This window comes from Alitiscatomonas sp., from assembly GCF_037242085.1.
Taxonomy (GTDB): Bacteria; Bacillota; Clostridia; order Lachnospirales; family Lachnospiraceae; genus Alitiscatomonas; species Alitiscatomonas aceti.
Map to the genome: position 1 here is coordinate 1 of NZ_JAXXBR010000062.1, position 11,198 is coordinate 11,198.

Below are 11,198 nucleotides of genomic sequence, written 5' to 3' on the forward strand. Positions count from 1 at the left end.
GTTTATGTTTTAAGGGGCAAGGAAGTGATCGAGGTCCCGGAATTAAAAGCCGGAGATATCGGAGCGGTTGCCAAGCTGGCCGTTACCCAGACCGGCGACACCATCGCCCTGCGGACGGCCCCCATCGTTTACCATAAGCCGAAGATCTCCACACCGTATACGTATATGCGCTATACAGCAAAAACAAAGGGAGACGAGGACAAGATCTCCAGCGCCCTGTCAAAGCTTATGGAAGAGGATCTGACCTTACGGGCTGTCAACGATGCGGAGAACCGCCAGAGCCTCCTTTACGGCATTGGGGACCAGCAGCTGGAGGTAGTTGTAAGCAAGCTTCTGAGCCGTTATAAGGTAGAAGTGGAGCTTTCCAAACCGAAATTTGCGTTCCGCGAGACCATCCGTAAAAAGGTAGAGGCTCCCGGAAGATATAAAAAGCAGTCTGGCGGACACGGACAGTTCGGTGACGTTAAAATGTCCTTTGAGCCCTCCGGTGACCTGGAGACACCGTATGTATTTGAGGAAAAGGTATTCGGCGGCGCTGTTCCCAAGAACTACTTCCCGGCAGTGGAAAAAGGTGTTCAGGAATGCTGCGTGAAGGGCCCGCTGGCCGCATATCCGGTGGTCGGCATCAAGGCGACTCTTCTGGACGGCTCCTACCATCCGGTGGACTCCTCCGAAATGGCCTTTAAGATGGCTGCGACCCTGGCCTTCAAGAAGGGCTTTATGGAAGCTGGTCCGGTGCTTTTAGAGCCCATCGCCTCCTTAAAGGTCGTGGTTCCGGATAAGTATACCGGCGACGTTATGGGAGACCTGAACCGCAGAAGAGGCCGTGTTCTGGGAATGAACTCCTTACACGGAGGAAAGCAGGAGATCGTAGCGGACGTGCCTGTATCGGAGCTTTATGGCTATAATACAGATCTCCGTTCCATGACCGGCGGTATTGGCGTTTATTCTTATGAATTCAGCCGTTATGAGCAGGCTCCTGGCGATGTCCAGAAAAAGGAAGTGGAAGCAAGGGCTGCAAGCCTTGATTCTTCCGAATCCTAAGATACGGAAATAAGCGGTCCCCTTCCCGGGTTTCAGAAAAACGAAGATTTTCAGAAATCCCGGGAGGGGGATTTTTGCAGAGCGTCCAGGGCCGGGAACACAGATACTGGAGTGGACGGACACAAAAAGGAGAAAAATATGTGGGAAATTTGTAAAGATTTACAGGATGAGATCGTAACCATGCGCAGGGACCTGCACCAGATCCCGGAGATCGGGGGAGACCTGCCGGAGACCAAGGCATATGTAATAAAGAAGCTGACAGAAATGGGGATCCCATTTACTGAAAATAAAAGCGACAGCGGCCTTATGGCTGAGATCCGGGGAGAAAAGCCGGGAAAGACCATTGCCCTCCGGGCCGATATGGACGCCCTGCCCATCCAGGAGGCCAATGAGGTGGAATATATCTCCCGGCATGAGGGGATCATGCACGCCTGCGGCCATGACGCCCATACGGCCATGCTCCTGGGAGCAGCCAGGGTATTGAGTGAAAATAAGGAACGGATCCCAGGCACAGTCCGCCTTTTATTCCAGACCGATGAGGAGGGCTCCAGAGGAGCGGAGCGCACCATAAAGGAAGGCGGGATCCAGGGGGCGGACGCAGTGTTCGGCACCCATATCGGGACCATACTTTCTAAAGACATTCCGTCGGGAACCATGGTATGCACGCCGGGCTGCTGTATGGCGTCCTTCGATAAATTCGTGATCCGGGTAAAGGGTAACGGCTGTCATGGCTCCACACCGGAAAAGGGCGTGGACCCCATCAATATCGCTTCCCATATTGTGATCAATCTCCAGGAGATCGTTGCCAGAGAGATCGCGGCCACGAAGCCGGCAGTGCTGACCATTGGCCATATGGAGGCCGGGTTCGCATACAATGTGATCCCATCGGAAGCTCTGATCGAGGGGACCATCCGTGCCCTGGAGGAGGACGTCCGCCAGGAACTGGCCAGACGGATCAAAGAGGTGGCGGAGGCCACGGCCAGGACCTTCCGCGGTGAAGTGGAGTATGAGATGATCTGGGGAGCTCCGCCGGTGATCAGCGATCCAGAGATGGCGGCTCTGGCAGCAGACTGTGCAAGAGAGGTGGTCGGGGAGAGCCGCGTCATCGACCGTGTGGACGCGCCCAACATGGGAGGCGAGGACTTTGCCTATTTCCTCAATCAGGTGCCGGGAGCCTTCATGTTCTTAAGCTCCTCCAACCCGGAAAAGCACACCGACATCCCCCATCATAACCCCAGGTTCAATGTGGACGAGGATGTGCTCTGGATCGGATCGGCCATGTTTGTAAAGATCGCGGAAAGATTTCTGGAAATGGAATAAAGGAACAGAGGCTGCTGCCTTATTTGCCCAGCAGCAGCTTTACGATCAGTACCACCACCACGCAGATCATCACAGGCCGGATGATCTTTGCTCCGTTTTTCACGGCAAAGCCTGCGCCGATGTAATTTCCCAGGACGTTGCATACGGCGCAGGGAATGCCGATGGCAAAGGGAACGTTTCCAGAAAGTATATAGCTGATGAGGGCGGTATAGTTGGAGACGATCAGGACCATCTTTGCATTCCCGGAGCTGGTGCGGATATCATAGTGGAACAGGAATGTAAAGAGCAGCATGGCGATGGTGCCGCCGCCGGGACCGTAAAGGCTGTCGTAAAGGCCGATGGTCATACCGGTGATCAGGGCCATGAGGATGTTCCGCGCTGTCAGAGGCTGCTCCTTTGCCGTATAGCTCCAGGCGTTTTTCACGAAGATCACCAGAACGGCGGTCAGGGGCAGCAGTACCATGAGCATGGACCGGATCTGGGCGTCGGTGAGGTAAAAAATGATCCGGGTGCCTAAAAAGGAGCAGAGGAACGAGGAAACGGCGCTGACAGCTGTGATCTTAAGATCCAGACAGCCGCTTTTAAAGTATTTATATGCGGCGGCGGTGCTTCCGAAGGCACATTGGAACTTATTGCATCCATATACGTAATACATGGGCATTCCGCACATCATATAGGCCGGCATGGCAATGAGTCCGCCGCCTCCGGCGATGGAGTCGATGAATCCGGCAACAAACAGCATGGGACAGAGCCAGATCAGATTGTGAACGTATTCCATAGCAGTAAAAATCCCCCTTGTGGTTTTGTTTTTTATCATTTGTGCCTTACCATCATAAACTGGTTCATGGAAATAGTCAAATGATTTTGGATCCATCATCAGACCGGGCTTTTGGGGGAGCAGCCTGGGACCGGAAGGAAAGGAGGCTGAAGGCGTGAGCAAAGGACAAAAGAGGATGGCCGCGATCTTTCTGTGTATCATGGGGATCGTGGGGACGCTGATGGCCTTGAAGCGGTAGGGGCTCCCGGAGGGGCCGGAACAATAAAGCACCTTCCTCCGCCGCTATGACGAAGGGAGGTGCTTTTCTGCACGGACAGCCTGATAAACTGGAATTGTCAGTTTTTATTTATTAATCTTATTAATAGTATCCACTCTAATGGCGTTCCTTAGATCAGATAAATATTTTGAAAAGTCCACTTTGTCATCTGCATAAGTTAAATTCAATGTGAATTCGTTTTCAGACCAGGTTGATATATCAGATAAATTATGTTGAATCAATGCTTCTAAGCTATCTATTGCCTTGTATATTTTTGATTCAATCGATTGCCTTTCTTCCATTTCTTTATACAGTGTTTTCATTTCCACTTGAGTAGCTTCTGGTAATGATTCAACCCATTCATTAAGCAAATTTTCTTCTGTACATTCATGCTCTTTTGTTTTCGTGAAAGCGGGAATATCTCCTGTAAAGCATTCTCCCAAATCGTGAATGATACACATTTGAATTACTTTATTCATGTCGGCATTTGGGAATTCGTTCTTCATAAAAAAAGCCATTACAGTCATCATCCAGCTATGTTCTGCCACACTTTCATGTCTTCCTTTTGATGTGTAACAATGTCTGGTTGTATCTTTCAATTTTTCTGCAATAATTAATGCATTTAATAATTCTTTTACTTCCATGTTTCCCTCCCATACAAATTCTGGTTTATTGTCCATCCTTATTTTATCATATTTGTATGCCTCCCTCAATATACAGTGAGATCAGCAAAGCTGGGAGCCATCCGTACAAAGGCAGGCAGGTGCAATGGATTCCGGCACTTGACAGAAAAACCGAAATATGATACATTAAATTCCAGTTCAAAAACTTAGAAGAGGAGCAGTAGGGACGGAATGGGATCCAGAGAGCCGCTGGGTGGTGCGAAGCGGTTTCCGTGAAATTCTGAACTCGCCTCGGAGTTGCATGCTGAAGGGGATTTTTTAGTCTCTGGGTAGGCAGAGCCGGTCCGACCGTTACCAGGAAATGAGTGCGTGAAAGCCCAGGGCCTTCACGAAATAGAGTGGTACCGCGTGTGAATCAAGCCCCACGTCTCTATGAAGGATAGAGACCTGGGGCATTTTTGTTTCACTGGGAAGTTCCGTTCCCGGCGAGGCGTATACACTGGTGATCCGTACCAAAGGAAATGGAGGAAATCGTCATGGCACAGTACAACCATGCCGCCATTGAGAAAAAATGGCGGGAAAACTGGGAAAAGAATCCCATCAACGTAAACGATGGAAAAAAAGAAAAATATTACTGCCTGGATATGTTCCCGTATCCGTCCGGCAGCGGCCTTCACGTTGGCCATTGGAGAGGCTATGTGATCTCTGATGTGTGGAGCCGTTACCAGCTTTTAAAAGGAAAATATGTGATCCATCCCATGGGCTGGGATGCCTTCGGCCTTCCGGCTGAAAACTACGCCATTAAAATGGGCGTGCATCCGGCCAAATCCACAGCCGCCAATGTGGCCAACATCAAGCGCCAGATCGGTGAGATCGCAGCCATCTATGACTGGGATATGGAGGTCAATACCACAGATCCGGCCTTCTATAAATGGACCCAGTGGATCTTTGTCCAGATGTTCAAAAAGGGCCTGGCTTATGAAAAGGAATTCCCCATCAACTGGTGCCCGTCCTGTAAGACCGGTCTGGCCAACGAGGAAGTGGTCAACGGCTGCTGCGAGCGCTGCGGAACTCCGGTGACGAAAAAGAACCTGCGTCAGTGGATGCTTAAGATCACGGCCTACGCAGACCGGCTGTTAAACGATCTGGACAAGCTGGACTGGCCGGAAAAGGTTAAAAAGATGCAGACCGAGTGGATCGGAAAATCCTACGGCGCAGAGGTGGAATTCCCTGTGGAAGGCCGGGATGAGAAGATCACAGTCTACACCACACGCCCGGATACATTACACGGGGCTACCTTCATGGTACTGGCTCCGGAGCATAAGCTGGCAAAGGACCTGGCTACTGACGAGACCCGGGAGGCCGTTGAAAAATATATTTTCGATGCTTCCATGAAATCCAACGTGGACCGTCTCCAGGATAAGGAAAAGACCGGCGTGTTCACAGGAACCTACGCCATCAACCCCTTAAACGGCGCAAAGGTCCCCATCTGGCTGTCTGATTATGTGCTGGCCGATTACGGTACCGGCGCCATCATGTGCGTACCGGCCCACGACGACCGTGACTTTGAATTTGCAAAGAAATTCAATATCCCGATCATCCAGGTCATCGCCAAGGACGGAAAAGAGATCGAAAATATGACCGAGGCCTATACGGAAGCCTCTGGTACCATGATCAATTCCGGCGACTGGAACGGCATGGAGTCCTCTGTCCTTAAAAAAGAGGCGCCGGTGATGATCGAGAAAATGGGCATCGGAAGAAAGACTGTCAACTATAAGCTCCGTGACTGGGTATTCTCCCGGCAGCGTTACTGGGGAGAGCCGATCCCCATCATCCACTGCCCCAAGTGCGGCAACGTTCCGGTTCCCGAGGACCAGCTTCCGCTGACACTGCCCGAGGTGGACAGCTACCAGCCCACAGGCACCGGGGAATCTCCTCTGGCAGCCATCGACTGGTGGGTCAACACCACGTGTCCCTGCTGCGGCGGTCCGGCCAAGAGAGAGACCAACACCATGCCCCAGTGGGCCGGTTCCTCCTGGTATTTCTTACGGTATGTGGACAGCAAAAACGATAAGGAGCTGGTATCCAGGGAGAAGGCAGACAAGTATCTTCCGGTGGATATGTACATCGGCGGCGTAGAGCATGCGGTGCTCCATCTGCTTTACTCCAGGTTCTACACCAAGTTCCTGTATGACATCGGCGTGGTGGATTTTGACGAGCCCTTTAAGAAGCTGTTCAACCAGGGTATGATCACCGGAAAGAATGGCATCAAGATGAGTAAATCCAAGGGCAATGTGGTATCTCCGGACGATCTGGTAAGAGACTACGGCTGCGATGCGCTGAGAATGTACGAGCTGTTCGTGGGTCCGCCGGAATTAGACGCCGAGTGGGATGACCGCGGCATCGAGGGCGTTTCCAAGTTCTTAAAGCGTTTCTACAACCTGGTCCTTGACAATAAGGACAAGGATGTGAAGGAAACAAAGGAGATGCTGAAGCTGCGCCATAAGCTGGTCTACGATATTGAGACCCGGTTTAACCAGTTCAGCTTAAATACAGTGATCTCCGGCTTTATGGAGTACAACAACAAGCTTTCCGAGCTGGCAAAGAAAGAGGGCGGAATCGACAAGGAGACCTTAAAGACCTTCGTGATCCTGCTGGCTCCCTTTGCTCCCCACCTGGGCGAGGAGCTGTGGAGAGAGCTTGGCGGCACAGACAGCGTATTTCATGCCACATGGCCGGAATGCGACGAGGAGGCCATGAAGGACGATGAGATCGAGATCGCTGTCCAGATCAATGGAAAGACCAGAGGCGTGATCATGGTTCCCGCCGAGATCTCCAAAGAGGAGGCCATCGCGGCAGGAAAAGAGGCTGTGAAGGATAAGCTCACAGGCACCATTGTGAAAGAGATATACGTTCCCAGAAAGATCGTAAACATTGTGCAGAAATAATTAAAAAGCATAAAGAGGGGCTGCTGCAGAATCCTTTTGCAGCGGCCTCTTTGCGTCTGTCCATGGAGGTTTATATTTTCTTATGCATAACAGGGAAAATGTTACAAAAATACTGGACTTTTTGTTAAGAAATTGTGTATAATGATTACAAAACAGAAAGATGCGAGGATGACCCATGAGTTTTTTGGAGGCGGTAAATGAGAAATACGGGGAACTGAGCCCGGTACAGAAGCGGATCGCAGATTATATGTATAAATATCCCGATGAGGCCTGCTTTTATTCGCTGCGGGAAATGGCAAACGCCCTGGGGGTCACAGAGGTGACGGTCCTCAGGTTTGCGAGAAAGCTTGGCTTTGACAGCTATGTGGATATGAAAAAGAATCTGCGGGACCATCTCCAGGCCAGGCTCCTGGGAAACGAGACTCTGAGACCTGCCAGTGCCCACAGCATGACGGGAACCAGGGAGCTGGACCATGAAGCCATGTTTAAGGAATTTGTGGCCAACGAGCTTCAGGTGCTTAAAAATACATATTCCCAGTGCGGGCTGGAGCAGGTGCTGACGGCAGTATCCCTGATCCGCCAGGCCGGCACGGTCTATGCCATTGGAAACGAGCTGGCAGCAGTGGGGACGGCGTATCTGACCCGGAGGCTCATGACCATCGGGATCCGGGTGGAGGATCTGGGGTCCCAGAGCCGCGCCCTCTACATCGATCACCTGATCCATGCAGGCCCGGAGGATGTGGCAGTGATCTTCAGTAACCCAGGGTACGCAAAGCATGTGGTGAATACAGTAAAATATCTCAATGAGAAGCGGGTGCCCCAGATCGTGATCACCGATAAGATCTCATCGCCGGTGGCTGCCTATGCAACGGTGGTGCTCACCTATGATAACCATGACCTCTATTATTACAACTCGGTCCTGGGTTTTTTCTCGCTGACCAATCTGATCGCATATTTTACAGCTGTCGGCAGCCCGGAGGATACCACCCGGCTGCGGAACCAGATCCTGGAGGCCCGGGAGAGCATCGGTACCATCTCCATGTATAAGGATTCCAGGGGAAGAGATGGAAAATAAGGCTGTTTAAAATGTGGCAATTTTGTGGTAGACAGGATTTGACAGTGACATTTCGTGGAAAGTATGGTAATATGGTCGGGATGGGAGGAGATTTTTATTTATGCATAAGCGTTTATATACATCACTTACAGCCGTGACAGCCCTGGTTTTATCTGCGGTCCTCATGGTCCCTGCTTTCGGTGCGGTGAAGGAGCAGGCAGTGGACACGATCCTTCTGGAGCCGGAGACTCTCTGGGAGGATGAGGTGCCGGTGGATCTTTCATGGAAGACCCAGCAGGATAAGGGCCGCTGGATCGACGAGATGGGCATTGCAGGCGATTCAAAAAGCCTGATCCTGGTGATCAATAACCTGGAGACGGAGAGCAGTGAGGAGATCCCTGTACAGACCCGGAACGGGAAAAGGGCCCAGTCCTCCAGCCGTGAGCTGGCTGGAAATTCCCGCCTCTTCTATTATTCCAGATGTGCGGACGGAGGCTGGAGAGAGGTTTTTGCCGTCAACTGCTATATTTCCGGAGGCTCCGGAGAGGACGAGGATATTTACGGCGTATACCGGCTGGACAGTGCCTTTGGCCTGGAAAGCGATCCGGGAAGCCTGGTTTCCTACCGCCAGTTAAGCCAGAAGGATTACTGGATCACAGATCCGGAGGATGAAGATTTTGGAGCCATTTATACGGCCGGGGAGGAAGGTCCCGGAACGAAGGAGGCCGTCCGCCTGGGTGAAATGAAGGCCTTTTCCAATTATGGGATGATCCTTAAGCCAGAGACAGAGGGAGATGCTTATCCGGCTCTGGTGGTGAACTGCCAGCAGGCCAGCACCGAGGACGATACCTTTTCGGGTATCCAGCTTTCCCAGTCCCATGTGCGTATGCTGATCCAGTCCATCGACCAGGACACCCGGATCATGATCGCCGGAGAGGTGGAGGATCTGGAGGGAATGTGATCCGGCAGGGCGCGGCCCTGGACAACGGTTAAACAGGATATTTATAAAATGGTATTGATAAGGGGATGCTGCGGAACAGGATTATACAGCCTGTTTCTGCGGCACCCCCTTTTTGTTATGCACCGGGCCTGGTTTTCTGCATCCGTCCTGCCAGCTTCCGAACGGCTTCTGCTTTTTTCCGTTCCTCGCCGGACATGCCTTCCATCAGGATCTGGATCAGCAGATCCTGTTCTTCTGCGGAAAAGGATACGTGTTCCCTGGCGGCTTTCTGGCTTGCAGACAGGAAGGCCGCCATTTTTTGATCGCCGGGAGCCGCCTCCAGCTCCTTTGCCAGGGACTGGAGGGCCGAAAGCCTGCCCGGGTCCATATGCTTTAATCTTGGATCATTTTCAAATGCTCTGCTCATAAAACCTCCTTATATTAAACCTGTCCCAGAGTCTGCATCATGAGCTGGACCGTTTCCAGCCTGGACTGGGTATCCGGCGGAAGAAGGGAGATCAGCTGGTCCATGGAAAAAGGGCTGCGGCCTCCGGCCCCGTTCCTGCTGCCCTTAAAGGATGCCGCGTTCACCAGAAGATCGATGATCTCCTGCTCGCCGGGACCGGCGTAGGGCTTTACGGCTGCCAGCATATCAGCTGGAGACGTATGGCCCTTCTCCAGGGAACAGACACTCATCATTCCGTCTCCGTTCTCATTGAAAAATTCCATGGTCCGCACCAGCTCCCTCCATTTGATGAACATGGACAGGGCCCGCTGCTGTGAGATCTCCATGTAGGGGATGGCAGCCTTCAGCATCTGCATGCGGCGGTCCCCGATGGCATAGTCCAGATCGGTCAGCATTAAATCTTTTTCATTCATTGGCAAGCCTCCTTTTACTGGTGAAAATATATGCGGCCGGAAGGGAGAAAATGACAGGAAACCGGAAGTCTGGCACGGGATCGGGGATCGGGGAATAGTATGGATAGACAGGAGGGGATCATATGTCATACAGACTTGTTATAGATGGAAACAGCGTTTACGAGATCGATGAAGACTTTGAGCGGTACAGGGAAAACCGGATGGGAGGCGGAAATGGAAAACGATCCAGGAAGCCGGAGGAAAAGGCGCAGAAGAGGGTGGACCGGGAAGACGAAGGAAAAACCGGATCCCGGTGAACGGACAGAAAAAGGCGGGCAGGACCAGCGCCCGCCCGCCTTTTGGATCTTACGGATCAGCAGCAGAAGAAGCCGCCGCCGTTTCCCCAGCCGCCGCAGCAGCAGAGAAGCAGGATAATCCAGATGCAGCTGTTGTCAAAGCCGCATCCGCAGCTTCCGCCGCATCCACAGTTATTTCCACATCCGCTATGTCCGCCGCAGCAGCAGAGAAGGATCAGGATCCAGAGAATGTTGCTGTTGCTCCCGCATCCACATCCGCAGGCCGTATTGTTGGTGTCGCATCCGCATCCGCAATTTGTAGCTGCTAAATCACTCATGTTTTAAGTCCTCCAGAGGATTATTTGTTTACACTCCTATGATATGTGGGCCTGCTTGTCATAGTTTCCTGTAATTTTGAAAATCCAGGAAAATTTGCCCGGCGTTATAATTGAGAAAGAAGGGAGGACATGATATAATGGAAACTGGTTAAACTGAACGAGGAGGCAATTCCAATGAACAAGCTGTATTATGATTCTGCGTATATAAAGGAATTTGAAGCCCAGGTCCTTTCCTGCCAGGAGGGGAAAAAGGGATGGGAGATCACCCTCTCTGCCACGGCGTTTTACCCGGAGGGCGGCGGCCAGCCGGCGGATACAGGGCTCCTGGGAAATGTCCGGGTAACGGATGTCCATGAAAAGGACGGCCAGGTGGTCCACTATACGGACGGCCCGCTGCCTGTGGGCGAGATGGTCAGAGGCGTCATCGACTGGGACCGGAGATTCCAGCATATGCAGGAGCACTCTGGAGAGCACCTGGTATCCGGCCTGATCCACCAGCGGTTCGGCTATGACAACGTGGGCTTTCATATGGGGACCGATGAGGTGACCATCGATTTCAACGGAGTTCTGGAGTGGGGGGATCTGATGGCCATTGAAGAAAAGGCCAATGGAATGATCTGGGAGAATCTGGAGATATCCGCTGTATATCCGGAAAAGGATGAGCTGGACGCCATGGAATACAGGAGCAAAAAGGAGCTGACCGGGGCGGTGCGGATCGTGTCTATTCCGGGAGGCGACGTCTG

General features: G+C 52.1%; 11 protein-coding genes, 1 pseudogene and 1 other annotated feature. Of the genes and pseudogenes, 7 read left to right on the forward strand and 5 right to left on the reverse strand.

Annotation, left to right across the window (positions count from 1 at the left end):
• Positions 1-1,044 (forward strand): annotated as a pseudogene (gene fusA, locus WIH05_RS04750) (elongation factor G); the annotation flags it as partial.
• 138 nt (positions 1,045-1,182) lie between these two features.
• Positions 1,183-2,364: a M20 family metallopeptidase gene (locus WIH05_RS04755; RefSeq protein ID WP_022274647.1), complete on the forward strand. Its 1,182-nt coding sequence runs from the start codon at positions 1,183-1,185 to the stop codon at positions 2,362-2,364.
• 19 nt (positions 2,365-2,383) lie between these two features.
• Here WIH05_RS04755 and WIH05_RS04760 read toward each other — a convergent pair whose 3' ends face one another.
• Complete coding sequence (locus WIH05_RS04760; RefSeq protein WP_022274648.1) at positions 2,384-3,142, reverse strand: sulfite exporter TauE/SafE family protein; 759 nt, start codon at positions 3,140-3,142, stop codon at positions 2,384-2,386.
• A gap of 342 nt (positions 3,143-3,484) precedes the next feature.
• Positions 3,485-4,042 (reverse strand): HD domain-containing protein, encoded by a 558-nt coding sequence (locus WIH05_RS04765; RefSeq protein ID WP_022274649.1) that lies wholly within the window; start codon positions 4,040-4,042, stop codon positions 3,485-3,487.
• Between the two features lie 177 nt (positions 4,043-4,219).
• Positions 4,220-4,456, forward strand: a binding site (T-box leader).
• A 101-nt stretch (positions 4,457-4,557) separates the two neighbouring features.
• Between WIH05_RS04765 and leuS the strand changes: the two genes are divergently transcribed.
• From leuS to WIH05_RS04780, 3 genes are all read left to right on the forward strand, one after another.
• Positions 4,558-6,969 (forward strand): leucine--tRNA ligase, encoded by a 2,412-nt coding sequence (gene leuS, locus WIH05_RS04770; RefSeq protein WP_022274650.1) that lies wholly within the window; start codon positions 4,558-4,560, stop codon positions 6,967-6,969.
• 175 nt (positions 6,970-7,144) lie between these two features.
• A complete protein-coding gene (locus WIH05_RS04775; RefSeq protein ID WP_022274651.1) occupies positions 7,145-8,044 on the forward strand; it encodes a MurR/RpiR family transcriptional regulator in 900 nt (299 codons plus the stop codon).
• Positions 8,045-8,144: 100 nt separating this feature from the next.
• Positions 8,145-8,984 carry a hypothetical protein gene (locus tag WIH05_RS04780; RefSeq protein ID WP_022274652.1) on the forward strand — a complete coding sequence of 280 codons (840 nt, stop codon included), beginning with the start codon at positions 8,145-8,147 and terminating at the stop codon, positions 8,982-8,984.
• Between the two features lie 115 nt (positions 8,985-9,099).
• Here the strand turns inward: WIH05_RS04780 and WIH05_RS04785 are convergent, their stop codons facing one another.
• Together WIH05_RS04785 and WIH05_RS04790 are read right to left on the reverse strand one after the other, a co-directional pair.
• Positions 9,100-9,390 (reverse strand): hypothetical protein, encoded by a 291-nt coding sequence (locus WIH05_RS04785; protein WP_022274653.1) that lies wholly within the window; start codon positions 9,388-9,390, stop codon positions 9,100-9,102.
• Positions 9,391-9,404: 14 nt separating this feature from the next.
• Positions 9,405-9,842 (reverse strand): hypothetical protein, encoded by a 438-nt coding sequence (locus WIH05_RS04790; RefSeq protein ID WP_022274654.1) that lies wholly within the window; start codon positions 9,840-9,842, stop codon positions 9,405-9,407.
• Between the two features lie 122 nt (positions 9,843-9,964).
• On the opposite strand from WIH05_RS04790, the gene WIH05_RS04795 reads away from it, so the two are divergent.
• Positions 9,965-10,138, forward strand: coding sequence for a hypothetical protein (locus WIH05_RS04795; RefSeq protein WP_022274655.1), 174 nt, complete (start codon positions 9,965-9,967; stop codon positions 10,136-10,138).
• A 56-nt stretch (positions 10,139-10,194) separates the two neighbouring features.
• Here the strand turns inward: WIH05_RS04795 and WIH05_RS04800 are convergent, their stop codons facing one another.
• Entirely contained in the window at positions 10,195-10,455 is a 261-nt protein-coding gene (locus tag WIH05_RS04800) for a hypothetical protein (protein WP_022274656.1), read from the reverse strand.
• Between the two features lie 174 nt (positions 10,456-10,629).
• Here WIH05_RS04800 and WIH05_RS04805 point away from each other — a divergent pair.
• A partial coding sequence (locus WIH05_RS04805) for an alanyl-tRNA editing protein (protein WP_337425055.1) occupies positions 10,630-11,198 on the forward strand: 569 nt, incomplete at its 3' end.

Excerpts from the sequence above, each read along its gene's own strand:
- WIH05_RS04755 (WP_022274647.1), top strand. The coding sequence starts at position 1,183 with ATGTGGGAAATTTGTAAAGATTTACAGGATGAGATCGTAACCATGCGC.
- WIH05_RS04760 (WP_022274648.1), bottom strand. The coding sequence starts at position 3,142 with ATGGAATACGTTCACAATCTGATCTGGCTCTGTCCCATGCTGTTTGTT.
- WIH05_RS04765 (WP_022274649.1), bottom strand. The coding sequence starts at position 4,042 with ATGGAAGTAAAAGAATTATTAAATGCATTAATTATTGCAGAAAAATTG.
- leuS (WP_022274650.1), top strand. The coding sequence starts at position 4,558 with ATGGCACAGTACAACCATGCCGCCATTGAGAAAAAATGGCGGGAAAAC.
- WIH05_RS04775 (WP_022274651.1), top strand. The coding sequence starts at position 7,145 with ATGAGTTTTTTGGAGGCGGTAAATGAGAAATACGGGGAACTGAGCCCG.
- WIH05_RS04780 (WP_022274652.1), top strand. The coding sequence starts at position 8,145 with ATGCATAAGCGTTTATATACATCACTTACAGCCGTGACAGCCCTGGTT.
- WIH05_RS04785 (WP_022274653.1), bottom strand. The coding sequence starts at position 9,390 with ATGAGCAGAGCATTTGAAAATGATCCAAGATTAAAGCATATGGACCCG.
- WIH05_RS04790 (WP_022274654.1), bottom strand. The coding sequence starts at position 9,842 with ATGAATGAAAAAGATTTAATGCTGACCGATCTGGACTATGCCATCGGG.
- WIH05_RS04795 (WP_022274655.1), top strand. The coding sequence starts at position 9,965 with ATGTCATACAGACTTGTTATAGATGGAAACAGCGTTTACGAGATCGAT.
- WIH05_RS04800 (WP_022274656.1), bottom strand. The coding sequence starts at position 10,455 with ATGAGTGATTTAGCAGCTACAAATTGCGGATGCGGATGCGACACCAAC.